This window comes from Dermacoccus barathri (assembly GCF_015070805.1).
GTDB lineage: Bacteria > Actinomycetota > Actinomycetes > Actinomycetales > Dermatophilaceae > Dermacoccus > Dermacoccus abyssi.
The window spans coordinates 32,711-56,629 of sequence record NZ_JADCTK010000010.1 but is presented as its reverse complement, the minus strand read 5'-3'; the positions used below and the strand labels follow the sequence as shown (position 1 = coordinate 56,629).

Annotated in this window: 20 protein-coding genes; 3 read left to right on the top strand and 17 right to left on the bottom strand. The window is 66.5% G+C overall.

What is annotated here, in order from left to right:
* Positions 1 to 250 precede the first annotated feature (250 nt).
* Genes IM689_RS14410 through IM689_RS14400 form a run of 3 tightly spaced genes read right to left on the bottom strand, consistent with a single transcriptional unit; the run spans position 251 to position 1,661 of the window.
* Positions 251 to 1,027: a type I-E CRISPR-associated protein Cas5/CasD gene (locus IM689_RS14410; RefSeq protein WP_193644548.1), complete on the bottom strand. Its 777-nt coding sequence runs from the start codon at positions 1,025 to 1,027 to the stop codon at positions 251 to 253.
* Entirely contained in the window at positions 1,024 to 1,455 is a 432-nt protein-coding gene (locus IM689_RS14405) for a helix-turn-helix domain-containing protein (RefSeq protein WP_193644547.1), read from the bottom strand. Before IM689_RS14405 ends, IM689_RS14410 begins: the two co-directional genes overlap by 4 nt.
* Positions 1,452 to 1,661, bottom strand: coding sequence for a hypothetical protein (locus tag IM689_RS14400; RefSeq protein ID WP_193644546.1), 210 nt, complete (start codon positions 1,659 to 1,661; stop codon positions 1,452 to 1,454). The genes IM689_RS14405 and IM689_RS14400 overlap by 4 nt, the downstream gene beginning before the upstream one ends.
* Before the next feature lie 156 nt (positions 1,662 to 1,817).
* Between IM689_RS14400 and IM689_RS14395 the strand changes: the two genes are divergently transcribed.
* Entirely contained in the window at positions 1,818 to 2,306 is a 489-nt protein-coding gene (locus tag IM689_RS14395) for a hypothetical protein (protein WP_193644545.1), read from the top strand.
* 371 nt (positions 2,307 to 2,677) lie between these two features.
* Here the strand turns inward: IM689_RS14395 and IM689_RS14390 are convergent, their stop codons facing one another.
* From IM689_RS14390 to IM689_RS14380, 3 genes are all read right to left on the bottom strand, one after another.
* Positions 2,678 to 3,025 (bottom strand): hypothetical protein, encoded by a 348-nt coding sequence (locus IM689_RS14390; RefSeq protein WP_193644544.1) that lies wholly within the window; start codon positions 3,023 to 3,025, stop codon positions 2,678 to 2,680.
* A gap of 377 nt (positions 3,026 to 3,402) precedes the next feature.
* Positions 3,403 to 3,759, bottom strand: a complete 357-nt coding sequence (locus IM689_RS14385) for a hypothetical protein (protein WP_193644543.1) — start codon at positions 3,757 to 3,759, stop codon at positions 3,403 to 3,405.
* Positions 3,756 to 4,250 carry a hypothetical protein gene (locus IM689_RS14380; RefSeq protein WP_193644542.1) on the bottom strand — a complete coding sequence of 165 codons (495 nt, stop codon included), beginning with the start codon at positions 4,248 to 4,250 and terminating at the stop codon, positions 3,756 to 3,758. Before IM689_RS14380 ends, IM689_RS14385 begins: the two co-directional genes overlap by 4 nt.
* Positions 4,251 to 4,474: 224 nt before the next feature.
* Between IM689_RS14380 and IM689_RS14375 the strand changes: the two genes are divergently transcribed.
* Entirely contained in the window at positions 4,475 to 4,960 is a 486-nt protein-coding gene (locus IM689_RS14375) for a hypothetical protein (RefSeq protein WP_193644541.1), read from the top strand.
* A 185-nt stretch (positions 4,961 to 5,145) separates the two neighbouring features.
* On the opposite strand, the gene IM689_RS14370 is transcribed toward IM689_RS14375, so the two are convergent.
* The 4 genes from IM689_RS14370 to IM689_RS14355 are packed head-to-tail and all read right to left on the bottom strand — an operon-like array spanning position 5,146 to position 8,942.
* Positions 5,146 to 6,690: a hypothetical protein gene (locus IM689_RS14370; protein WP_193644540.1), complete on the bottom strand. Its 1,545-nt coding sequence runs from the start codon at positions 6,688 to 6,690 to the stop codon at positions 5,146 to 5,148.
* 11 nt (positions 6,691 to 6,701) lie between these two features.
* On the bottom strand, positions 6,702 to 7,229 hold the full coding sequence (locus IM689_RS14365) for a hypothetical protein (RefSeq protein ID WP_193644539.1): 528 nt from the start codon (positions 7,227 to 7,229) through the stop codon (positions 6,702 to 6,704).
* 28 nt (positions 7,230 to 7,257) lie between these two features.
* Complete coding sequence (locus tag IM689_RS14360; protein WP_193644538.1) at positions 7,258 to 7,674, bottom strand: hypothetical protein; 417 nt, start codon at positions 7,672 to 7,674, stop codon at positions 7,258 to 7,260.
* A gap of 38 nt (positions 7,675 to 7,712) precedes the next feature.
* On the bottom strand, positions 7,713 to 8,942 hold the full coding sequence (locus tag IM689_RS14355) for a hypothetical protein (protein WP_193644537.1): 1,230 nt from the start codon (positions 8,940 to 8,942) through the stop codon (positions 7,713 to 7,715).
* Between the two features lie 679 nt (positions 8,943 to 9,621).
* On the opposite strand from IM689_RS14355, the gene mobF reads away from it, so the two are divergent.
* Complete coding sequence (gene mobF, locus IM689_RS14350) at positions 9,622 to 15,315, top strand: MobF family relaxase (protein WP_193644536.1); 5,694 nt, start codon at positions 9,622 to 9,624, stop codon at positions 15,313 to 15,315.
* 141 nt (positions 15,316 to 15,456) lie between these two features.
* Here mobF and IM689_RS14345 read toward each other — a convergent pair whose 3' ends face one another.
* The 7 genes from IM689_RS14345 to IM689_RS14315 all read right to left on the bottom strand — a co-directional run bounded on the left by IM689_RS14345 (position 15,457) and on the right by IM689_RS14315 (position 23,682).
* Positions 15,457 to 15,648 (bottom strand): hypothetical protein, encoded by a 192-nt coding sequence (locus IM689_RS14345; protein WP_193644535.1) that lies wholly within the window; start codon positions 15,646 to 15,648, stop codon positions 15,457 to 15,459.
* Complete coding sequence (locus IM689_RS14340; protein WP_193644534.1) at positions 15,645 to 16,466, bottom strand: hypothetical protein; 822 nt, start codon at positions 16,464 to 16,466, stop codon at positions 15,645 to 15,647. The genes IM689_RS14345 and IM689_RS14340 overlap by 4 nt, the downstream gene beginning before the upstream one ends.
* The gene (locus IM689_RS14335) at positions 16,463 to 18,280 is read right to left on the bottom strand and encodes a type IV secretory system conjugative DNA transfer family protein (protein WP_193644533.1); all 1,818 of its coding nucleotides are present in this window, start codon (positions 18,278 to 18,280) and stop codon (positions 16,463 to 16,465) included. Before IM689_RS14335 ends, IM689_RS14340 begins: the two co-directional genes overlap by 4 nt.
* A gap of 71 nt (positions 18,281 to 18,351) precedes the next feature.
* On the bottom strand, positions 18,352 to 19,896 hold the full coding sequence (locus IM689_RS14330) for an ATP-binding protein (protein ID WP_193644532.1): 1,545 nt from the start codon (positions 19,894 to 19,896) through the stop codon (positions 18,352 to 18,354).
* Positions 19,897 to 19,992: 96 nt separating this feature from the next.
* Positions 19,993 to 21,510, bottom strand: coding sequence for an SCO6880 family protein (locus tag IM689_RS14325; protein ID WP_193644531.1), 1,518 nt, complete (start codon positions 21,508 to 21,510; stop codon positions 19,993 to 19,995).
* 19 nt (positions 21,511 to 21,529) lie between these two features.
* A complete protein-coding gene (locus tag IM689_RS14320; RefSeq protein WP_193644530.1) occupies positions 21,530 to 23,044 on the bottom strand; it encodes a hypothetical protein in 1,515 nt (504 codons plus the stop codon).
* 38 nt (positions 23,045 to 23,082) lie between these two features.
* Positions 23,083 to 23,682 (bottom strand): hypothetical protein, encoded by a 600-nt coding sequence (locus IM689_RS14315; protein ID WP_193644529.1) that lies wholly within the window; start codon positions 23,680 to 23,682, stop codon positions 23,083 to 23,085.
* Between the last annotated feature and the right edge of the window lie 237 nt (positions 23,683 to 23,919).

Below are 23,919 nucleotides of genomic sequence, written 5' to 3'. Positions count from 1 at the left end.
GGTCTTCACTTCACGCGGCCGAATGGGCGGGTTCCGCAGGAATCAGTGGGGTCGCTCTGCCGCGAACGCAGCGGTTGCTAGGGCGCGACTGAGTCGGTGAGCTTCGACAGGGGCCAATGTCGTACCGAGCAGGAGATGGCCGGCGGGGTCGCGTCGCGCGAGGTTCACGGTTGCGCCGTCAACCTCGACGCTGAGGCGTGAGCCATCAACGAGTTCGAGAGAACTGTTGGACATGTGCGTCACGTTAGCCTCACTCCACAACTGAGAGGAACCAGTCGATCGGATCGAGGCCAGGGTTCCCATCGGGGTTCGTCACCTCGACGGGAGGGTGCTCGATCGAGCCCGTCGCATCGGAGTGTTGCCCCGGTGTTGGCGCGTAGGCGCGCAGTCCTGACCGCGCCACGCGAGGGTGGCGCGTTTCGTACAACCGCAGCGTGACGTCGCGTCCGAGAGAGGGCCGCGCCCATGGGGGCGCGAGCCACGGCCACTCGCGCATGAGGCGCGTGAGGTCGCTGCTGCTGCCTGTGTCGAAATGCAGCCGCAGGGGGAGGACGATGGGGTATTCGCGCCGCCCGTACGACAGCGAGAAAGCAGGACGCACCAGCGCGTCCCACGCTGCCGTGAGGAGCGTGTGATCGCCATACACGCCGACGAGGTAGGCGGGGTCATCGACGACGACCTCGCTCATGGGGCGCGTGACGGTCTTGCCCGTCGATGTGTGGCCCCGTGAGGTGGCGAAGTCGGATCGGAGGTGGCCCTCGAGGTCGACGCGCACCAGGTAGCGCAGGGCTTCCAGGTCCTCGAGGTCGGCTTCGGGACGATGCCCAGGTCGGGTCACCGGGCCACGCCGACGACCCAGCGCAGCGCCGAGCAGGCCGACGAGGTTTGACTTGCGAGGAGTCACGTCTTCCAATGCGGGCAGGTGCCGCCCGTGGGGGCCTGCCGGGACGTATGCGTGTCGGGCGCTGTTCCACGCTTGCGTTGGCGCTCCGGCCAGGCGCAGCAGCATCACGGCGTTCTCGTTCATCGCCCGCCCTCTTGCTCGCGCGCAGGTGCCCACACGAGCCGCACGCTAGGTAGCTCGAGGGTGACGCGCCCCATTGCTGCTCGATGCCACGAGGCGCACCATTCGCTGTCAGGGTGGTGTGCCTCGAAGGTTGCATCATCTGCGAACGTGAGCAGGTGCCAGCCGCCGCTGGTCGCATCAGGGCCCTCTGCGAGTAGCTGCTCCACGACAGCCGCAACGAACGCCTCTGTCTCGTCGAGCAAGCCGAACATCTCGAGGGCGACTCCATTGCTGACAGGACTTGTGCCCGCTTCCCAGCGACGCACGGTCCGCAATGCGACGTCGAGGCGCTGGGCGAGCCATTCGCCGCTGACGTTGAGACGTTCACGGGAAACGCGGAACTCCGCAGCCGTCATGACTGCGGAGTTCTCAAGAGTGTTGCGACTCATACCGTGGTCTTCTCCACGACGCCCCAGAACTCGTCGACACTCAGCACCGACGACGTGTACTGCGTTCCGGCCAGGTGCCACGTTGAAAGCGGCGCGGCGTCGAGGACGGCATCCTCGATGGCGTCCAGTTCCTCGGCGGTGAAGTGCTCACCGCACGTCGGTTCGATGACGTGAGTGCGAATGTCGCTCGCGGTGACAGTGCTCATGATGCTTCCCCTCCAGGGTCTGGTCTGGGCCTCCTGCCCTGACCGATACGCCTAGTCTAATGTCACCATTGGTGACATGTCTAGGGGTGTTTGATGCCGTTAGTGCGATAGTCTGTATGTGTCAGCAAGAGACCGGGAATGGGAAGTGTGAGGACCATGAGTGAGCAGCGCAATGAAGGTATCGATCAGGTGCGCGTGAGGGCGGACGTCGCGAGGGCGACGACCAAGAGCACGGAGATCTCGTTCCACCTGCCCGAGGCGCTGGTGCAGCAGGCGCGGGCGGCCTACCTCACCGAGCGCCGCTCGACCCCGACCTCGCCGCGCAGCATGGCCGCGTGGGTCTCTGAAGCGCTCATCATGTTCTCGGAGTTGTCACCGCAAGGCCGCCAGGCCGAAGCAGACGCCGCGCCCACCTATGACACCAGTGACAAGCGGGCACGGCCCTACCGCCTGCGAGACGAGGCCGTCGCGGCAATGGACCGCGCTCGAGGGGCCGACATCGCCCAGGGAACCAACTGGAATCGCACCTCGTTCTGCACTGCCGCACTGCGAGTGGCGATCGAGCGCACACGAGCGCGGGCTGGCCAGCTCGACGAGGTGACCGAGAGCTTGCGTCGCTACCCCGACGCGCACACACCGGACTGATCGCGGCAAGCAAGTAGCTCGGATACGTCGACGGGGTGATTCCACTGGAATCACCCCGTCGCGACCATCCGGAAGAAACTCTCATGGAGACTTGAGGTCACTCACGGATTGCGATAGTCTGTAGGTGTCAGCAAGTCAGGGGCCAACCGGCTCCCACCAGCCGAAAGGAAGCACGCAATGTCGCACCGAGCTATCTCCCCCGAAGGCGTCGAGACGATCGAGGCCGGCGCGCCGGCTCTCACGTTCGATGAGGCCCTGGCCCTCGCCCGTGGAGAGGCTGAGCCCGCCTCTGACTGAGCGGCGTCTAGGACGTCCGAAGGCCCCCACCCGAGAAGGGTGGGGGCCTTCGCGCTGGTTGCCGCGCGGTGGGCTCAGCTGTAGAAGTACACCGTTCGCGTTCCCCCACCGTCGCCTGTGATGACGGCGCGGTAGCGGGTGTCTTCGTATGCCCGCGAGAGGCTGGTGCAGTTCCAGCTGCCGCCTTGTGCCGTCACGGTACGGGTCGGTCCCGAGCGGCTGACGGGCGTCAGGGTCGCGCTGATCCAGTGCGGGTCGATGCGTGAATCGACGCAAAAGCTGTCGGCTGCGTCGTTGTACCCGTACGTCTGCACGGGCCCGAAGCGGCCGTTGAAACTGTTGGCCTGTGCGGCGGGCGCCATCGTGCCGGCCACGATCAGAGCGCCACTTACGGCCGATACGGTTGTCCAGGGTTTCTTCATCGGTCTCCCCTTCACCTAACCAGGACGCAGCGAGCTCGCGCTGCGCTACAGGCCGAGCGGGCTTGCCCGGCCCGCCTCCAGTGTAGGAAGGGGGCTGCGCGCGTGGCGAGATGAACCACAAGGGAATTTGCGACCACGCCTACTCGCGGATCTGAACTCGAGGAAGACACTCGCGCTGAGGCTTGAACCGCCGCGCGCCTAGCCTCACAGACAGAGCGAGGCCCCGCTCCCAGAGAGCGGGGCCTCGCCGTGTCAGCAAGACGATCCCGAAAGGATGTCCTACGCGCCGGGAACCACACCGGCACGTCAGTCATGGTAGTGGCCGCATGAGAGCGGGGGCGAGTCCAGTGGACTCACCCCCGTGCTGTGTGTGGCCGTCAGTCCTGCCGCTCCTGCTCCTGGCGAACGATGGCGTCGACGTCGAGGCCGAGCTCACGGCCGCGTTCGAGATCACGCTCGAGGCCGGCGCCGTCGTGCCGGATGCCGAAGACGATGTGGCTGACGGTCAGGTCCTGCGCGACGCAGCGGGCGCCGTAGATCGGATGCTCGCCCAGCGGCCACCCGCAGATGGTGCCGTCCTCGTCGACTCCGTGGTTGTTCCGCAGGAGGAAGCCACTCGGCTCCTGCGCGCCGCAGGCCGGGCACGTCGCAGGCTCGGCGCCCCACTGACGCGACCGTTCCCGCCGGTCGTAGTCGCCGAACAGGTCGGGCTGGACGACCGCGACGCCGCTCACAGTGACACGCCCTCAGGTGCGGTGCAGTGCTCACGGCACGGCTCGCCTGCCTCTGCGCCACACTGCGGGCACCCCTCGTCCAAGATGTCCTCATCACGCGCGACGGGTGCCATCGCGCACCGCGGGTCGATGTATTCCCACGGCCCGACCCGCTTGAAACCGGCACGTCGCAAGAGCTGGTCGGCCTGCTGGGAGGTCGCGAAGTCTTCCTCGCAGCCAGGGAACTGGAGGGTGCTCAGGTAGATGGGCGACTCGAAGGCGTAGGCACCCCCGAGGCCCGCCGGGTCGAGAGTGAGGTCCACGCCGCACATGCTGTTGTGGAACGGGCTGCGACCGTCGAAGGAGGCGTAGCAGAAGTTGGCCTCCACCCGCACGCGCGGCGTGCTGGCGACGCTGCAGGTCAGAACTGCCGACGTGGCGTTGTCGGGCTCGATCGCCGTAACGACAACGCCGGCGAGGTCTTCGATGGTGCGCGTGCTGTGCTCCGACATGATCGGTGTCCCTTCGGTTGGTGGGAGTGGTGGCTCCCGACTTGCTGACACCTACAGACTATCTCAGAAGGTCGCCAGCGATGAGAAGCGCGAGAAACTATTTCGGGCCGATATTCCTCGCTCACTTATGGCTCGACCGCTTGCCCCCGCCGACTGATTGCGATAGTCTGTAGGTGTCAGCAAGTCGGGAGGCTAACCACCTTCCCCAACCGAAAGGCACGACCGTGAACACTCCCAGGATCTTCGACCGAAGCATGAGCGAGCAGGTGCACGCCCTCGTGCTCGACACACGTCTCAACAACGCGTGCGCGACGATCTACACGCGCGCCGCTCAGCCTCGCCTGTGGATGGACCTGGGCGGGCGCGTCGCGTGCCTCACGCATGGTGGCGGATACCTGCAGTACGCCGTCGAAGCACAGCCCACCGCACGCGAGCACGTCACGCCCCTCACTGCGTGGGTCAGTGCGGATGGTCGAGGCTTCCCCTGCGAGGACTGCGGCATGGAAGACGCCCCCAGGAGCGACGAAGGCGCCATCGTGCGCGGCGTGCTCGCCTACGACGTGGAGCGCGAGACCGTGACACTCACGGACGTCGACGGCACACTGCGGCGGAGCGTGTGGAGCCGCGCGGACGGCCTCGACCACGACATCGTGGCCACGTCGGTGCCCGTCCTCGACGTCTGGGCCGCATTCCGCAAGACGGACGCTTGACACGGACCATTCGTGCACGACGAGGGCCCCGCCCAGGTGTTGACCTGGGCGGGGCCTCTCCGCATCGGTAAGCGGAGTGATTCCAATGGAATCACTCTCCGAGCTGGGCGTCAGCGGCGCCACACGAACACGGTCCACACCGCCGCCTCAAGCGCGAGACCGGGTCACCGATGATCAAGGCGTCCCTATGGGCGAGTTGCTCGAGGAAGGCAGTACAGCGTCGAGTTGTTGGCGATAGAGCCTGTGACGAGGACATGGTCGGCGGTGCCGCCGCTGATGAGCGCGGTGTCGACCTTCGTGGGGGCGTGTGAAGCGTGTACGAGGTGACCGGTCTTGGTGCAGGTGAGGATGACTCTGCCGTCGTCACCCCAGGCGTGCGTGTCGCTGATCCCGACCGTCGACCACTTCGCCGCGATGGTCTGGATGGCTCCCGTTCGCAGATCGACAGTGCGATTCGCGACGATCGCCCAGCTGCGATCCGGCGAGACGCCAATGACGGGCAGGAAGCCTTGCCACCCCCGCTGCGGTCGAGTTGTCCAGCGTGGCTTGAGAGTGGTCAGGTCGAAGGCGCGCAGGGCGAGTTGTTGATCCCGGTTCCAACCGGTCACGAGTAGAGCGTCCGTCGCCAGGACGACGGTTCCGGGTGACCATCCCTTCGGACCCTGCAACTTCGTGGGCTTCCCGGCCGCCTTGCCGGCGCTCAACTTCCACACCTGCCCCTTGGTGTCGGCAACGACGAGTTGTCGCCCGAGCACCCCCAGGGGCGAGGTGCCCTTGGGGAGGGTGAAGGGTTGAAACGTGCCGCCGATGAGAGCGCGACGTCGTTGGCCGCTGTGGTTGCTCCAGACACCGAAGGCGCTGGTCGTCACCGAGGCAGCGTCGCTCGGCACGGCGACCTTGACGTGCTGCTTGCCGGTGACCGCGTCCCAGGCGAGAACGGCGTCTTGGGTCGCGACGACGACACGCGCTGCTCCCTCGAGGGTGATGAGGGAGGGGCCGGCAGTGACAGTGGTTCCCTGTGGCAGCGGCGAGCTCCACGCCCGTTCACCGGTCTCGGCGTGCACGGCGGTGAGGGTGAGTATCCCCGTGCCCGCCGGTTGCGTGAGCGTGATGACGAGCCCGTCATGCATGGCGAGGCTGGGGCGCGGATCTGCGATGTCCTCCAACGCCCAAGCCGCGTCGGTCGACCAACCGCCTGGCGCGTCCTGACCGTCAGGGAGGGCAGGTATCTGCTTCCGCGTCGTGGGTGTGGGAGCCCCGCTCGCGGATGAGGAGGGCGCTGATCTTTTCGTGAGTGCCGATGTGCCGATGCCACCGAGCGCCAGCACTCCGATTCCACCCGCCCCGAGAAGAACCTGGCGGCGGCTGACGCTAGCACGATCTGGCGGGTCGTAGCCGAGCAGCGGTCCACCGCGCGTCGGCGTGGGTTGGGCGCGTGCCGTGCCCGGTGCGGGTGAGTCCATTGGACTCACCCGCGTCACGGACGCTGTCTCCTGCTGTCGTTGCGCGTCCTCGAGGGGGAGGAGGTGGCCGTCGACGACGGCCATCCGCCACGCGCCCTGAGGTGTTTCCGCCAGCACGGGCACGAGCCGATCGTGTGGGTGCTCGCGGCGTGCCGCAGCGATGACGGCTCGGCTCGCAGCGCTGTGCGGATCGCTGCCCTCCGGGACGGGCACGGCGACCCCGTTGATCGTCGCTCCGTCAGCGTCGACGCGCAGGTGATATTGCACGATGCTCTCTCTCAGAAAAGGTCGAGTTGGTTGGTGTCGAGGACGCCACGGCCCGCGCTCAGCACGCTCTGGAGGTCCTCGCCGTTCTGCAGCGCCGCTCGGATGGCTCTTGCGCGTCCGCCTGGGCCTCGCGTGTCACGAAGTGGTGAGCCTGGACTCCATCGGCGTCGGTGCCATTGCTCGAGGTTCTCACCCCACGTCGAGGCGATGAGGTGCTCTGGGTTCTGGCACGACGGTTCGTCACACGCGTGAGCGAGAACGGGCACGGCATCGAGCGTCTCCATGCCGTGCGCAAGCGCGAATCCGAACCGGTGCGCGATCACGCACACGTCAACCGGTCCGCGACGAGTGCGCACATTGCCGACCCAGAACCGGCCATGCCCCTTGGGGTGGAGGCTGCCAACGTAGGGCCAGCACGTGTACCCGGGCACCTGCGGCTTCGCCACCTTCGCCCAGTACCGCTGCTGCACGCGCTCGTCGCGCACCGCCGAGGTGATGAGTCGGTGCGCGGCCGGGCTCAGCGAGGCGGGCCCACTCACTCGAGCGCACCTAACGCCAGAGTCGGCATCACGAGTCTTCAGGGGTCGTTTGTGCTTCGCCACCCGACGATGCGACCCCCTCGGATTCGACCGAGGTATCCGTTTCGGTCGACACGGTTTCGTCGCCGGTGTTTGCGTCTGCTTGAACCAGCTGCTTGTTCTGCTTACGCAGAGCGCGCACTTCCGAGGCTTCGATGCCGAGCATCCGGCTCGTCTCGTCGACACTCACCGCCTCGTCAGCCAGTGCGCCGACCGCCCGCGCCTGCTGCTCGCGAGCTTCTTCGAGCTGCTGCTGGATGGAGTCGATGGTGTCGCCGGCTTTGAACCACGCTTCCGCGTGCTGCGCAATGCGCGCGTCGCGTTCTGCGCGTTCGGCGGCCAGCGCAGCCACTGCTTCGCGGGCGCGGTTGCGTGCTGTGACGGGTCCGACGTTCTTGCGAGCCATGGGTGGATCCTTTCGTTCGCAGGGGGGTGGTCTGTCAGTCAGATGCGTTGCTGCGTCGGGTCGGTGCCGGGCTGCGGATGATCGGGCCGCCTGTTCATGCCGTACGAGGGGTGGCCCACACCAAGGGAATCGAGACTGTTGGCCGCGTGTTCGACGCTCTTGGCCTGCAGTCGCGCCTGAGCTTGACTCAAGTCCACGATCTGCCCACTGGTGCCGCGACGCACGAGAGGTGAGTCTGCGTCACGCTGCGCGTCAGGAAGCACCTCGGGTGGCGGGTTTGGACCGAGGCTGATGACCTCGCTGCGTTCGTCGGGTTCGAGGTCACTGAGACGGGCTGTGGTTCGATCACCTGGCGGCGCCCACACGGCTTCTTGCGTTGCGCGGGAGGTGATCTCCTGCGCAAGCGCTTCCGCGCTTCGGGGATCGATGTCGAGCCAGAACCCGAGTGTGTCGGGGTCGCTGGCAAGTTCAGCCCGAGATCCGTACTCATCGATGCCGGCAAACCGTGGAGAGGCATCGTCCGGACCACTCACTGTCACTTCGAGATCACGCGCCACGCGAGGACTGTCCACGTCCACAGACACAGCAGGGAGAGGCTCGTCGATCCGTTCGGGCGCGTCGATCGTCACCGACCGGTCGATGGCGTCGAGGGCGCGCACGTAGTTGTCGCGAAGACGGCGCGCGAGCTCCTCTACGTTCTGTTCGGACGTTCCGAGATGCACAGCAACCTGCGCCAGAGAGACTTCAACATCGTCCACGGCCCAGTCATTCGGGAATGCCCGGAACACCGGTTCGTCGCCATCCAGCATGACGCGAGCGGGCGGCTCAGCCCGTTCGGCGTCCCGCAGCCCCACCCAGCCGCTCGGCAGCGACTGCCACGGCGACGGGCTATCGACGAGTTCGTCGGTCGCGAGCCCAGCGGCGCGCACGGCCGCGACGTTCTCCTCATGCAGTTGCGTGAACGCCTCTGGGCGTGGGCCCAACCCTGCGAGTGTGAGCAGGCCCTCCTCGCTCAACGCAGGTTCGCCAACCTCCTCACGCAGCTCGTTGATCACCGCCAGCGTGTCCTCACGCTCGCGCTGGCGCAACATGGGGTCACGCTCCGCGGCATATGCCGCGGTGTCAGACCCCAACGCGTCCGCCACCCACGACTCAAGTTCGACATCGCGATCCGTCGCGGGAACGTCTCGCTGCGTCACGTCACTGTCGGTGCCCAGCATGTGACGCACCGAAGCGATGAACGCCGTGTCGCGAACGACGGCGCGCATGTCGCCCTCGTGCTTAGCGACGAGCCCTGAGACCTCGTCTGACGGCGGCATCGCTGAGCGCGAGAACGGAGGTTCCGCATTCCGGTTCGGATCCGTTGTCCAACCCGAGGGAGCGGCGGCACGCTCGGCCTCGCGTCTGGCGATCGCCAAGCGTGCCCGACCTGCGCGCTCACGGCGCGCGATCGGAGAGTCGTCCGTGACGTCCTGGCTCAGACTCCGCCTCAGCTGTTCACGCGTCGAGCGGTACCTGCCAGTGTCATAGCCCGCATTCACTTCACTCATCAAAACACCCACCTACGTCTTGAATCGAGGTGTGTGCCGACGTTTCCCACCTCCAAGTGTGCCACACGTCCCATCGATGCAGATCGAACGTGTCATCTCGGAGAAATGTTCGATAACCGGCAAGTCTTGATCGAGTCGGAAACACCAGATCAAAAAAAGACTTGGATGTACGCACCTCTTGCACCCTCGGTGCTGCGGTCATTTGCTGAGCATTGCCTGAATGTTTCCTGAGCACATGGCGCTGCGGGTGCTGGGTGTGCTTTCCTTGATACGTTGAAGGGAGTCCCATGCCGCGTCTCGTCATCACCGTTGATGGTGATGCCACGCGCGTGAAATGGACTGAAAACCCCTGCACTTCGGCCCAATCGGGGCGGGTGACGACATGGGTGTGACGCTGATGAAGCTGTCTGCTGGCAGCGGTTACACCTACCTCACCAAGCAGGTAGCGCGCGGCGATGTCGACAAGACCAACGGCCAGGCCCTCGCCGACTACTACAGCGAAAAGGGCGAGCGTCCCGGGCAATGGATGGGTCGCGGTCTCGATGGTCTCGGTGAAGCGAACGGCCTGCAGGTCGGCGACACAGTGACGGAACAGCACATGAAGAACCTGTTCGGTCAGGGTGTTCACCCGAACGCGGATCGCATCATGGAGGACGTCGCCCGCACGAGCACGAACGCTGCCGCTATCGAGAAGGCGGGTCGGTTGGGCAACCCCTTCAAGGACGCGACGAAGGCTGCGAGTCCGTACACGATCCAGCTGACTCGGGCGTACAACACGTGGCTGGCAGCGAACGGCAAAACTCGGGACGACGAGGTCCCCGAGGAGACGAAGGCCGAGCTACAAACCGAGGTCGCGGGTCGTGTCTTCGCGGAAACGCACGGTCGAGCGGCGCGAGATGCGCGCGAGATCTCGTCGTTCATCACCGCCCAGACACGTCAGGAAAAGGCGAGCGTGGCGGGTTATGACCTGACCTTCTCCGCCCCCAAGTCGTTCACGATCCTGTGGGCGGCAGCGACGCCCGAGCAACGCGCTGACCTCGAAGCAGTCCACGACGCAGCGGTTCGCGAGTCCATCGCGTGGCTCGAGGACAACGCCACGTTCACGCGCACCGGCAAGGCCGGTGTGCGCCAGGTCGGCACACGCGGATTGATGGCTACCGCCTTCACCCACCGCGATAGCCGCGACGGCGACCCGCACCTTCACACCCACGTCGCGATCAGTTCCAAGGTGCAGCTGGCCCCCGGAGAAAGCGGAGGGCAGGGCGATCCCGACCGGTGGCTGGCCCTTGACGGGCAGACGATCTACAAGACCACGGTCAGCGTTTCGGAGCGGTACAACCGGCTGCTGGAGGCGAAGTCACGAGCCCTGGGGCTCGCGTTTGAAGCCCGCGCGGGAAGCGGTGAAGAGGGCAAGCAGGTTGTGCGCGAAGTCGCCGGAATCAGCCCTGAACTCATCGAGTCCATGAGTTCACGGCGGGCCGAAATTCGCGCCAAGATCAACCGCCTCGCCACGGAGTTTCAAACCAAACACGGGCGCCCCCCGACCGTGAAAGAGACCTACAAACTCAGCCGGTGGGCGCACGAGCACACGCGCAAGGAGAAGGCAGAGCCCCGCTCTCTCAACGACCAACTCGCTACCTGGACGCCCCGCATCGACGCCGCGCTGGCCGACGAAGCATCCCCAGTCCCCGGAGGTGCGTCGGGGCTGTTCGCGCACGCCCAGCGCGCCAGCGCGCGGGCGCGTGAGCGGCAGAACGCCGCCCCGAAACCCACCTCCCCCGAGGCCGTGAGTGACCTCGCAGGGCAGATGGTCGCGCGCATCACGAGCAAGCGTGCGATGTTCGACCTCGGCCATGTGCGTGCCGAAGCCGAACGCACCGTGCGCCCGTTCGGACTGAGTGAGTCGAGCGAGAACACCCTTATCGAGGGGCTTATCGCTGCAGTTCAAGACCCCACACACAGCACGCGCATCGACGCGAAAGACCCCGTCCTCGAGCCCGACGATCTACGGCGTGCGGACGGCACGAGCGTGTACCGGCGAGCCTTCAGCCAGAAGTTCACGACGACCGCGATCCTTGAAGCTGAGGCCGCGCTGCTGCAGGCGGCTCAGACCGAAGGGGGCCGCACGCTGGAGGCGGCGAACGTCGACTTGGCGCTGCTCGAGCAGACCGCGAACGGCGTGACCTTGAACGATGGTCAGGCCCAACTCGTTCGCGAAATGACCACTAGCGGACGCATGGTGCAACTGGCGTTGGCACCAGCGGGCACGGGCAAGACGACCGCCATGAGCGTGCTCACGAAGGCGTGGACCGACTCCGGGGGTACCGTCATCGGCCTCGCTCCCAGCGCGGCGGCGGCGAAGGTTCTGGGCTCCAGCATCGAGACCAGCGCCGACACCCTCGACAAGCTTGTGTGGCACATCCGTGGTGGGGCGGGCGAAGCGCCGGCGTGGATGGACACCATCGACGAGAACACCATGGTCATCATCGACGAGGCCGGCATGGCGGGCACCGAGAACCTCGCGACCGCCATCCAGTTCCTCAACGCTCGCGGTGCTCAGGTGCGCCTGATCGGTGACGACCAGCAGCTCGCCTCCCCCGCAGCAGGTGGCGCGCTGCGCAACATCAAGACCGATGTCGGTGCCCTCACCCTCAGCGAAGTCGTCCGATTCACGACCCCAGGCGAGGCCGAAGCGTCCCTCGCGGTGCGTGCCGGAAAGACCGAAGCGCTTGGCTTCTACCTCGACGCCGACCGGGTGTGGGTGGGCAACGAAGCGGGCCTCGCGGATGCCGTGTTCGAGCAATGGCAGGAAGCGACGCGCCTGGGTCGCGAGACGCTAATGATGGCTCACGTCAACGAGGTTGTCACCGACCTCAACGCGCGGGCCCGTCACGCCCGCCTGGCTATCTCAGACGCCCCGGTAGGCCCCTCGGTCGCGCTGCGTTCCGGACTCGAAGCCAGCACCGGCGACACGATTGTGACGCGCAAGAACAACCGCCGCCTCATGCTGTCGGCCACCGACTTCGTGAAGAACGGAGACCGCTGGACGATCACCGACGTGCGCGTCGACGGGTCACTGCGCGTCGAACACAACACCCTGCACCGCTCGGTGACACTGCCTGCCGACTACGTGCGTGAGCAGGTCGACCTGGGCTACGCCTCGACGTTCCATGGCGCGCAAGGACAGACCGTCGACGAGGGCCTGGCCCTGCTCAACGGGTCCGAGGATCGCCAACTGTTCTACGTCGGCACCACGCGCGGACGCCACGCCAACCACATCTTCATGCCGACCGGTGGCGACGGCGACGAGCACAACGAGATCGCGCCCGAGGTCCTCGTGCCGCCCACCACGGTCGAATCCCTCGAAGCAATCATCACCCGCGATGGCTCGGTCATCTCGGCGACCACGACTCTGCGCGACGAGCACGACCCCCGCACGCTGCTCGCCAAGTCGCTGCCGCGATACGAGGACGCACTGGCTCACGCGGCCGCGAACATCCTGGGTAGCGACGCGATGGACGCACTCGCCCGAGAGGCCGAGGACATCGTGCCCGGGGTGACCTCCGCGCCCGCCTGGGACACCCTGCACTCACACCTGGCCTTCCTCGCCCTCGATGACGTCGACCCCCTCGCGGCGCTGCGAGACGCGGCCGATGACCGCGCACTCGACGGCTCGCGCGACATCGCCGCGGTCCTCGACTGGCGCCTGGACGCAACGGGAAGTCACTCCGCGCGCTCCGGGCCACTGCCGTGGGTTCCCGGTATCCCCGAGAGCGTCTCGACGGACGCGACGTACGGCGCGTGGGTGCGTGAGCGCTACGAGTTGGTGCAGACCGACGCTGCCGCGCTCCGCGACGACGTGCGTGCCCTGGAACATGAGGCCGCGCCCGAATGGGCGCGGGCCTTCCTCGACACCCCCGAGCTGCACGCCGACCTGGCCGTGTGGCGAGCCGCGACCAACACCGACGATGACGACCCTGCCATCGTCGGGCGTACCCGCTTGAGCGTGCGCCAACGCACCTACCAGGACGTTCTACGCGACCGCGCAGAACGGCACGCGCCGACCGTCGCGAACGCCGGCGCAGTCTTCGCGCCCGCGATCGAAGCCGTCGAACCACGCGTTCTGACCGACCCGTGGTGGCCGACCCTCGCCGCGCGTCTCGACGCCGCACACACGGCAGGCCGTGACGTGGCCACGATCTTGGATGACGTCCTCGGCGGAGACAACAAGCCTCTGCCCGACGAGCACACCGCCGCCGCGCTGTGGTCGCGCGTTCTGCCCCACCTGGGAGCCACCGCCGCCGCCGACGCGACCGGTGCGGCCACCGGACGTCTGCGCCCCGCATGGACGAGCGCTCTCGAGGACGCCCTCGGCGCCGAACTGGCCGGGTGGGTCGTCAGCGACCCCGCCTGGCCGACCCTCGTGGCCACCGTCACCGAGCGCTCCACCACCAGCGGTCACGCCGCCGAAGAGATCATCGCCAACGCCGTCGACCGGATCGGCGCGCACTCCCTGCCCGTGCCCGGCGCCGATCACGAAGACGGCCGCTTGGGCGTGCACGAACTCGCGTCGGTCCTGCTGTGGCGTCTGGCCGACACGAGCATCACCGCTGAGCCCGAGCCTGAGCGCATCGGTGAAGGCGATCTTCACGACCCAGACATCGACGCGTACCTCACCCGTCTCGCCGCCGAACACGACAGCGCCCGCCACACCGCGAACCGGGTGCCCGAGCAGGCTCGCGCCGAGGCTCGCGTCGCCTCACGCGAGGACGCTCGACGCGACGAGAACGAGTGGGCACCGAGCTTCACCACCTCGAGTGAGCGCGTCATCGAGCTGACGACCGCCGCACACGAGTTCTACCGCGCTCACTACACAGATTCCCCCGCCGCCGCGTACATCGCGCGCCGCTTCGGTAGCGATCTGAGCGAGACCCCGTTCAAGCTCGGCCACGCCCCCATGAGCGCGGACAAGCCGTGGAACGCACGAGATCTCGTCACCCACCTGCGCGAGACCAAGCACGCGACCGACACCGAACTTGTCGAAGCCGGTCTGGCGAAGTGGAACAAGGGAGGTCAGGACGTCTACGACCTGTTCCGCAACCGCGTCATGATCCCCGTACGCGGTAAGGACGGGCGACCCATCGGTTTCCACGCCCGTGCCCTCGACGACTCACCCGCGAAGTACCTCAACTCCCCCGAAACCCCTGCGTTCACCAAGGGCGCGACCATGATCGGGATGCACGAAGGCTTCCAGCACGCCCGCGCTCAGGGAGCCGCGACCCAACCCGCCACCGTGCGCGTCGAAGGCCCCCTCGACGCCATCGCCATCACCCTCGCCGGTGACGGCGTGATGATGGGTGCCAGCACGGGCGGAACGGCGTTCACCGACACTCACGCCGACATGCTCGCCACCCTCGCGCGCGATGGGAAGGTCTACCTCGCGCTCGACAACGACAACGCCGGCCGCGCGGCCACCCGCGATGCGTTCTGGAAACTCACCTCGCGGGGCGTCGACGCACGCTCCATCCCCATCCCCGGCGCGAAGGACCCCGGAGAGTTGTACGAGAACGACCCGACCTTGCTCAGGATGGTCCTCACCAGCCCGAACCTGCACCCCTCGACCGCCGTCGACGTCGCCCACCACATCGCCCGCACCTACGAGGCAGGTACTGACGTGGCGACGATCGAGAACACGGTTCTGGCCGCCCGCCAGGCCGCGCAGGCCGTCGCCGTGCTGCCCGTCGAGCAGTGGGACGAAGTCATCACGCAAGCCGCGCCCAGCTTCACTCGCGACGGTGAGGACGCCGCGCACGCAGCCAACATGCTGTGGGCCGAAACCCTCGCCGCCGGCATTGACTGGCCCACCGACGCCGACCCCGAGACGCTCACCCCGCAGCAGGCCCAGGCGAGCGAAGCCAAGCTCGAACAGATCGAGCAGCGCCTCACCCGCTCGGCGGGCATCGACCAGGCCCGCGCGAACATGGACGAGCTCCGCGACAACCTCCGCCGTCTCCAGACCGAACGCGACCGCCCCCGAGATCAGGATGTGCGAACCGGCAACGAACCGAGCCAGGGTGGAGTTCAGCGCTGAGGCGACCCCGGGATCTGAGCGGGAGGCCCATCGTCCTCCGGATCGTCTGATTCAGCCTGTGAAGCCTCGTAACCAGCCTTGAACAGATGGAGGGGGTGATTCCAGTGGAATCACCCCCTCCATCTGTGTCAGGCGCGACGTCTACATTGCTGAGGGTGCCTTGGGTTGGCCGTTGATGAGGATCATCGTCTCGGCCTCGCCGACGCGCTCGGGTCGTCCGGTGGAGTTGCGTGCCTCGAGGTTGATCTTCTGCCTTCGGGCACGCGCTTGGTCTCGGTGGGTTTGGTGATGCAAGGACAGGGCCTGGCGCAGCAGGTCGAGGGTGGTGCTCATGCGTTCTCCTTCGCGTGCGTTTCGTCGTAGAGGGCCTGTAGCTTCTCCGCGACGTGGGCGGGGCGGGGTACCCACAGCCCGTCGGGTGAGTTGGCGAGGATCGCCCACCATGAGCCGCGCCACAGTACGGGCGTGGTGGGGTCTTTCTTCGGGTCTCGCAGCGCGAGGGCTTCGCCGTTGTCGATGGCTGCGTGCACAGCTTCGGCGTCCTCTCCCGGAGTGATGTCCTGCATCGCTGCCTCGAGGATCTGGGTGAAGTCGTCCATGTTCGTACCAGGCATGGCGACCTCGCTCTCCTTGTGTTGGCGACCGTCGCAGGTGTTGAAGAACTTGCGTTCCTCGATGCGGCGCATGAGTGGCCAGAACCACCGGTCGTGGAAGGCGATTATTTCGTCGTTGTAGGCGCGCGGTTGTTCCTTGAATGTGCTGCGCCAGGCCACGTAGAGGCCGGTCAATTCCTCAACCACGGGAGCATGTTTGAACCAGCACGGGCGGATCAACTGCCGCACCTTGTAGCGGTCGCTCATCCAGTCGACCCACTCGCGCAGTTCGGTGAACAGCGCAACCCGCTCGTAGGGGTCGAGGTAGCGCCAGCACCAAGCCCCGCCGGCAGGCATGTCGGCCAGGTATGTCATGACCTCTTCGAGGGCGGCCTCGGTGCCGCCGACGCGCGACAAGAGCGCGTGCGTCTCATCGAGGAGTTCACGGGCGATCGCGTGCACCTCGTTCGCGTCGGCGTCGCTCACGCCGGCCGGAGCCGAGGACGTGCCGTAGTCGTCGGGCAGCGACTCGTCACCCCAGGCGGGGATGTTGCTCATCGTGTGCCTCCCGCAGTGACTGCGGTGGGGGTGGGCGCATAGTCGATTGAGCCGCACATCTTCTCGAAACGGTTCAAGCTGTCCTTGAACGCCTTGTGGTCAGGGCGCTTCCACCAGGGGGTGATCTTGATGACGGCGTTGCCGACGCTGCGATAGAGACACAGGGCGGTGAAGTCCTCCATCTGCTGAATCGTGTCGACGGGCATGATGCGTTCCATGCCGGGCTGATCACTCGTGCTGAAGTTGCCGGAGCCGAGCCAACCCGAGCTGCTCGTGGACTGCTGGCGGATCTTGCGGTCACCGATGAGGCGCGAGACGTCCTCAAGGTCGGAGGTCTCGGTGCAGCCGGGCAGGAGCATCTTCATCGACGTCGAACCCCACATGCTGCCGAAGCCTTCCTTACCCCACTTGTCGCGGCCCTGGCTGAACGACTGGATGAACGCGCGCGTGGTCTGGCCTCGTCCGCCGCCGTCGGACAGCAGCGTTGGCATGGACGGGATCGGCGCAGCGTTCGCGGCCTCGTCGAGGATGAACGACTGCGGGGGCGTGATCTTGCCGCCCGGCTGACGCTGGGAGAACAGACGCCCCTCACGCACGACGGCGGCGACGAACGCGGTCACCAGCGGCGCTGTGCTGACGCCCTCCCCTCCGAGTGTCACGAGGTAGAGCGTGTCCTTGTTGCGTCGCACGAACCTGGCGACGTCGAAGCACTCTCGGTCGAGGCCGTGGCTGTAGCGTCCCGAACCGCTGGGCGGGCACACCATCTCCAGTACCTCAGGGTTGGATAGGCACTCGAGGGCGCCGGCGAGCGTCATCGACGTCGACGCGGTCGTCTGGGAGGCTTCCCCCGTCGTGGCGCGTCGCAGGCGTTCGGCCCATCCGGGCAGCGCCCGCGCGTTGTTCGAGAGGATCTCGCGTGGCTCGTCGTTGCTGAAGTCATTGGCCCAGTCGCGCACTTCGCGCATGGTGGAACCGTTGATCGCTGCGGCGTGCAGCAGGCACGACAGCACGATCGCGGCCTGGCCACGGAAGAACGCGGAGTTGCCGCCCTCACCCTTGGACTCGGGTGACGCGGCGATCGCGGCGCGGGCGCGGTCCTGCGCGACGTCGGCGTCGTCACAGCCTTCGACCATGTTCCACCGACACAACCGGGGCCACCCGCTGATGCGGTCGACGTCAAAGATGTGCACCTCGCGGTCATCGCTCGGGTCGTCGGGGTTGTGGCGGGTGAAGATGGTCAACCCCATGAGGTCGACCTTGGTGCTCGAGGCGACGACGGCGCCGGGTGCGTCTTTGACACCCGGCGCGGCGAGGCCGGTCGTCTTACCGGACTGCTGAGGGGCGACGACGACCATGGCGTCGTTGGGTCGCGGTCGCAAGCGCACGCCCAGGTAGGTGCCGACGGGCGCCATGGGGGACTTGTCCTGCTTCATCGCTTTCTTCAGCCGGGCGCGCGTGAGCATCCCGTAGTTCTCGCGGCGCGCGAGGACCGCGACCACGACGACGACGACGACCATGAGGGCCAGGCACTCGAGCGCGCCGACGGTCATCCAGTACCCGACCGGACCGGGAACAGCGCCCGCGACCGATGGCGGGTAGGCCCTGCTGGGTTCCTTCGCGTGAAGAACGAGCTGCGGCAGCGTCTTGATGACTTGCCCGCTCGGCCACGCCCACGTCCCGGCATTCCAGAGTCCAGCAATCGCGCCGCCGACCGGGACGAGCATGATCAGCGAGCAAAACCCGATGAGCAGGCCGAGTAGTGCAAGCTCGCGCCCGCCGGCACCTTGCTCTTGACTGTGGATCTGACGTGCCATGACGAACCTCCAATGTGCTCAGGCCTTCGGGGTGATTCCAGTGGAATCACCCCGGTGAACCGACGTGATGGTCAAGCGACGGCGTCGTCGCCGTACTCGGTTTGCTCGTTCGTGTTGAACAGGACGCGCTTCTCGTACTCCGTCAGCACCGTCTGAACGCGGTAGGAGTGATCTCCCACGCGCCATAGGGCGCGGCCCTGGTTCCGGTTGCACCAGTTCGAGATCGCGCGCGACTCCTGATCCGACAGGCCCCACTGCGCGGCGGTCTGGTCTGCGATAGAACTCGAGTGGCCGAGGCTGATCTTCGTGTCGCACAGGGACCAGAAGTCCTGCGCGATGCTGGCCTCTTCACTGTTGGCCCCACCGATGCCCATGAGGTCTCCGGGCTTGTGCATGATCAGCATCTCGACCTTCTTCTCGTCTCGTGAGAGGCGGAGGTTCGAGTCGAGTGACTTGATGGCGCTCACCCCTAGACGCATGACGCGCCATACCTCGTCGCGCGGGATGATCGTCGGCTGTCCTGTTGTGTTGATGGACGTCATAGCTGTCACCCACGAGTTGGCGCAGGTCAACGCGACACCGATCACCTGATCGTTGGCGAGCTCCTTCAAGCGACGCATCGACAGCGAGTGCATGTGTGCGTCCCAGTTGATTTGGATCGTGGTGCGCGCGTCGAACATGCCCTTCAGGGAGCCGTTGACGAGAACGCTGAGAGCGGAACTCATGGGCCGCATGTCAGCGAAGTAGTCGCTGCGCTTCTCATAGTTGAGGCGACGCAGGAGGCTCTCGCTCGGGTTATGCGCCAGATGCCACACCTCGGGGATGATGATGTCGGGCAGAGTGTGGACATCTCCCCCGCCATCGGCCGCGCCGGTCAGTTCGTCGACGATCGCCGCCAGCGCTTCTTGCAGTGTCGTCGTGACGTTGACCTTCTGCGCGCCGACGAGGCCCTCGAGCAACGTGAGCCACCGTGCTCGGATGTCGACCCACCGTTCATCGCGGGTGGTCTGCGACAGGTTTTCCCACCCGTGTCCCAGGGGGCCGGGGTCGAGGGGGTTGATACGTGCGTGCATGCCGGGGCCAACTTCCCAGGGCTCTTGACCCCACTCGCGGCACAGGTCAGCCCACTCGTTCTTCAGGTCTCCGGGCACGAAGGCCCGTCCGCCGTGACGCAGCATTCGACGCACGAGCGCCTTGCCCGTCCCGGACTTGCCGCGCCCGGGAGCTCCCTGCAGGAGCAGGTTGGGGTTCGTGACGATGCCTCGCTGGACCCACTGCCACGGATCGACGTAGAAGCCGGTTCCCGTGCTCGCGACGTACCCCAAGGCCGCTCCGGACTTCGGGAGTTGTGTGGACGTCAGGAACGGAAAGACACCGCCGATCTGGTCGGTCGTGGCCCGGTAGACGCGCCCGCGAGGAGTGCTGACTGCCTGCCAGCCGAAGCCGGGGCGAAAGACCCCGTGCTGGCCAGCGGTGAGGCGGAAGCCAGCGTCTTTGTCCTTGGGTGGTGCGGGTGCTTCGGGCTCGACGCTGGGAAAGCTCACACCCTGCTCCGCGAACGCCTCTGCGAACGATTGCCCGGCGCTGACCTGCTTGTCCCGCTTCAGAATGCTCATGCGTTCCTCCTGACGTTCACGATGGTGGGGGTGGTGTCTGGTGCTTGCTCCGGAACCTCTCTCGCGCCCGTCGACCAGGTGCGCTCCTTTGTCATCTCACTTGCCCTTTCGTTTGGGCATGCCGACGGCGACGGGCAGCACGCCGGAGATGAATCCGAGCGGCTGCGCGAGATCAAGCCGCATGAGTTCGAACTTGCGTCGGCGGGCTGAGGCCTCCATGAGCGCCATGCCCGTCTCGATCGACATGGAGACGGGGACCGTCACCACGGCCACGCCCGTTACGCGCGTCAGGGTGTGCCCCGCTGCGAGGACCTCTTCGGTGTTGGCCGTCTGACGGCGCAGCTTGCGTGAGCGCGCTCCCACCCGGAACCCGCGCTTCTCCTTCAGCTCCGACTGAAGGAACGCGTTGGTCGACTGTGATTCCGCTGCGCGGGTGGCGCTCTTGTCGTCGTAGGGCTCGTAGTGCAACGCCAGCGCGCGCCGCTCCCCCATCGCGCCTGGCGTCAGGAGCGGTCCGAGTGAGCCGACGCGGGTGCCTAGCTCGGGCAAAATGAGGCTGTATGCCGCCGAGTGGAATCCGTCGTGGCTGTAGTAGCGCGCATGGGGACTCGGCGCGGCCGACGGCCCAGCGGCTGCTGGGTGGACGTCGGTGAACGCGTCGTGCCCCTGAGCCTTGGCTGTGCGCGCGACCTGCAGGGCGCTCACGGCGGCGGGGTTGAATCCTGTGCGGATGACGGCGGCGACTTCACCCTTGCCGAGCCAGATGACGGAGTCGCAGCCCATACCCGTCAGGAGGCTCGTCATCTCGGGCAACGCGCGGTACATGACGGCCATGCGGCCAGCGATTCCGCGACCCGAGTTTCGAGCCTCAGCTGCGATGTCGTCCTCCTGGAAGCGCAGCGCGACGTAGACCTCATGGGAAATCGACTGGGAGAGGACGGACTGCTCGATAGCGTCTGCGTCACGTGCTGCCTGCTCGGGGACGTCCTTGGGAAGGTGCTCTCGACGCCACGCTGCGCGCTCGGCGCCGTCGTCGGGCACCGTGCGGACGTAGATGGAGACCCGGTGCGGCAGGGACACCCCGCGTGAGATGGCCGCGAGCATGTCACCGAGCGCATCGGCGTAGCGGTCCCCTGCATCGGGGTCGGTCAGTGACAGGCCGGGATGGGTGACCTTCGCGACCATCACCCACGCACCGGCTGGGTCCTTCATCACACACAGGCGGCGCATGTCCGATGCTGCGTGCGCGGGGCCGTCGAAGACCTCGAAGTGCTGGAGCGCTCCTGGCAGGTCGAACTTGTCGGCGTCCGGGGTGCTCAGGGCAGCTCCCGTTGCTCCTGCTTGCCACTCGTCAGCTTTCGTGGCTTTGCCGAGGAGGTGCATCACCGAATGCCCCAGCCACAGCCACATCGGCCGCTCCTTGATGGGTACGGCCATGCACACCACGAGAAGGCCCCAGAAGATCAGGGCACCGAGGAACCACAGCCAGGACTGGGCCTGAAGGAACGCGAGGGCAGGTATGGCCGCCAGGCCCAAGATTGCGAGTTGGGGCAGGCCGAGCAGGCCCAGAAAGCTGATGCGTTCGTTGTGCCAACCGGTGTGCAACGTCGTCATGAGAGTCCTCTTTTCTGAGTCAGATGGTGGTGCCGCCAGGGTTCGACCCCGGGCTGTTGCCGTCGGACGGGCTGTCGGGTTCCATCGCGTGGCCGTAGCCGTGCTCGTAACCGGGCGATCCGCCATCGAAGTCGGCGTCGTCGCTGGGGGCCGGCCCGTAGTCGGAGTGGCCCGGGGGTACGACATCCGGGTCGGCATCGTCGGAGAGAGCGACTTCGCTGCTGCCGCCAGGGCTGCTGCTCGTGCTTGATCCAGACATTCCGCCGTTCGGGCCCGTCATGGCACCTGCGTCCGCGTCTGCCTCCCCTGCCGAAGCGCCGCCTCCGCGACCGCGTCCGCCAGCGTGTCCGGCACCTGCTGCGTCGAGAGACTCGGACGCTTGCGTGGCACCCGATTGGCTCGCGCCGGTGGTGGTTGAGCCGTAGGAGGCGATTGCTGAGCCCATGGCACCCAAGGCCCCGGCGGATGCAGTGGAGAGCGACGAGGTGCTCGAGCCGCCTCCGCCTCCGCCACCACTTCCACCGGAGCTGGCATTGGTGAGTTCGCTGCCACCTTCGGTAGCGACGGCCATGCCCGCGCGTTCGACGGCCCCAGCTCCGTTGTCGCCTTCGCCCTCAGACTGCTGCTTGGCACCCTCGGAGTCGTCACCACCGCCGCCCGACTTGCCCGTGGGCATCGCGGCGCGGAAGTTCGCTCCAGCCACCGTGTTCGGGTCGATGAAGGCGAACAGCTTGAAGAGGAAATACGGCCAGAGCAGGGAAGCTAGCGCCACCAGCCCGCTGACGAACGCCTGCAAGGCTTTGGCGATCATCCCGTCGCCAGCACTGCCTGCTCCTTGGGCCATGCTGTGGCCGATCACCATGGAGATCGCGATGAGTGTCGGCACGAAGATGAGTGCCAGCATCCAGCGCAGCGCGGTCCAGTACCAGCGAGCGAACTTCTCGTGCACGAGGCCTGCGGCGACGATGGGGAATGTGGCAGCGAGAACCTGCATCGCCGAGAGACGGATGACCATCTCGGTGAGCAATCCGAGGGTGAAGGGGATGGCGTTGAACAAGACGACGACGAGCAGGCCGATCCCGGTGAGGCCGTTGAGGGCCTTCTCCCCGAAGTCTGCTTTCTCGCTGAGCCCAGACCACCCTTTCGTCCCGTAGCCCGCTTCGATGATCCCTGTCGCGGTGAGCGAAGCTAGCGAGGAGACACCAGCAAGGATGACCAGTGACGAGCCCGAGAGCAGCATGTACTGGGCTGCTCCCTTGAGTAACGCGAACAGGCTGCGAGAGCCGTTCACCACGGATAGGCCGATCTGGGCGAATCCCAAGCCGATCGCGAGCATCAGCCCCAGCCACAGCGTGATCGGAAAGACCTTGGCCAGCGGACCGTCAGGCGTGTAGACAATCGTGGGGCGGGTGGTCTGGTCGATGAAGGCGAACACGGCGCTGAGTAGCGGTCCGAAGAAGCCCCACAGAGCTTCAGCGACCTTGTTCAGCACGCCGGTGACGACGTCACCGATATCCGGTAGCCCGAGTCCCATGTCGGTCCTCCTTTCGTTCGTGCGGGGTAGGTGGCTCGTTACTCAGGGACGTTGCTGAGGTCTCTGAACCCTGCGCGGTAGCTGAGTTCGCTGCGTGGCCAGGTCAAGGGCGCGCGGGCTGGGGTGGCGCCAGCGGCGATCATCCAGCGGTCGCCTTTGTCGTCCCACCTCATTCGTGCGCAGTCCCAGACGGCCACACGGTTGGACTCCGACTTGTAGGTGTAGGTCAGCTGTCCGTTGACGCACACCACGGTGAAGTTGTTTCCGACGGATCCCTTGATGAGGCCCTGGACGGGGACGAATTGGGCTCGCATCCGAGTGGGGTCGGTGTCCGGGCTGTCCGTGTAGTAGCGCATGACCGTCTTGGTCGGGTTCCAGTCCTCGAGGGGAACTGCTCCAGGCATCGCGAATGCCGTGTAGGCGTTGCGTCCGGCCTGGGCGTCGAGGTTGGTGTAGGCGGCTTGGTTCAACGCGGCCAGCTGGGCTACGGCACCTTCGGGAGTGTGTGTGAAGCCGGTGCGGACTCCCGCGTCGGTCTTCTTGCCTGAGGGCAGGTTGAGTCCTGGTGTCGTGGCCTGAACTTCGGGCTTGGGCTTGAAGTTGCTGGGGTCGAGGTTCGAGGAGTCGCCCTCGGGCATGGGCTGGTTGGCGATCGCGTCCTCTCGCTCTCGCTGAGACGCTCCAGCAGGGAGGCTGGACGTCGGGGGCGGTGTGGGAGCCGACGAAGCCGAACGACTGGTGGGCGAATGCTCACTGCCGGTCATCTTCGCGACTCCCACACCGATACCCGCGAGCAGGATGATCGCCACGCCAGCGATAACGACCCAGGCTGCCCAGACGGGCAGCGGACCGCGATCAGCTTTGGTCTTACGTCG

What these genes read in the sequence shown, in the direction of transcription:
- IM689_RS14410 (WP_193644548.1), bottom strand. Translation starts at nt 1,027, where the DNA reads ATGAACGAGAACGCCGTGATGCTGCTGCGCCTGGCCGGAGCGCCAACG.
- IM689_RS14405 (WP_193644547.1), bottom strand. Translation starts at nt 1,455, where the DNA reads ATGAGTCGCAACACTCTTGAGAACTCCGCAGTCATGACGGCTGCGGAG.
- IM689_RS14400 (WP_193644546.1), bottom strand. Translation starts at nt 1,661, where the DNA reads ATGAGCACTGTCACCGCGAGCGACATTCGCACTCACGTCATCGAACCG.
- IM689_RS14395 (WP_193644545.1), top strand. Translation starts at nt 1,818, where the DNA reads ATGAGTGAGCAGCGCAATGAAGGTATCGATCAGGTGCGCGTGAGGGCG.
- IM689_RS14390 (WP_193644544.1), bottom strand. Translation starts at nt 3,025, where the DNA reads ATGAAGAAACCCTGGACAACCGTATCGGCCGTAAGTGGCGCTCTGATC.
- IM689_RS14380 (WP_193644542.1), bottom strand. Translation starts at nt 4,250, where the DNA reads ATGTCGGAGCACAGCACGCGCACCATCGAAGACCTCGCCGGCGTTGTC.
- IM689_RS14360 (WP_193644538.1), bottom strand. Translation starts at nt 7,674, where the DNA reads ATGGCTCGCAAGAACGTCGGACCCGTCACAGCACGCAACCGCGCCCGC.
- IM689_RS14355 (WP_193644537.1), bottom strand. Translation starts at nt 8,942, where the DNA reads ATGCGCGCCGTCGTTCGCGACACGGCGTTCATCGCTTCGGTGCGTCAC.
- mobF (WP_193644536.1), top strand. Translation starts at nt 9,622, where the DNA reads ATGAAGCTGTCTGCTGGCAGCGGTTACACCTACCTCACCAAGCAGGTA.
- IM689_RS14345 (WP_193644535.1), bottom strand. Translation starts at nt 15,648, where the DNA reads ATGAGCACCACCCTCGACCTGCTGCGCCAGGCCCTGTCCTTGCATCAC.
- IM689_RS14340 (WP_193644534.1), bottom strand. Translation starts at nt 16,466, where the DNA reads ATGAGCAACATCCCCGCCTGGGGTGACGAGTCGCTGCCCGACGACTAC.
- IM689_RS14335 (WP_193644533.1), bottom strand. Translation starts at nt 18,280, where the DNA reads ATGGCACGTCAGATCCACAGTCAAGAGCAAGGTGCCGGCGGGCGCGAG.
- IM689_RS14330 (WP_193644532.1), bottom strand. Translation starts at nt 19,896, where the DNA reads ATGAGCATTCTGAAGCGGGACAAGCAGGTCAGCGCCGGGCAATCGTTC.
- IM689_RS14325 (WP_193644531.1), bottom strand. Translation starts at nt 21,510, where the DNA reads ATGACGACGTTGCACACCGGTTGGCACAACGAACGCATCAGCTTTCTG.
- IM689_RS14320 (WP_193644530.1), bottom strand. Translation starts at nt 23,044, where the DNA reads ATGGGACTCGGGCTACCGGATATCGGTGACGTCGTCACCGGCGTGCTG.
- IM689_RS14315 (WP_193644529.1), bottom strand. Translation starts at nt 23,682, where the DNA reads ATGCCCGAGGGCGACTCCTCGAACCTCGACCCCAGCAACTTCAAGCCC.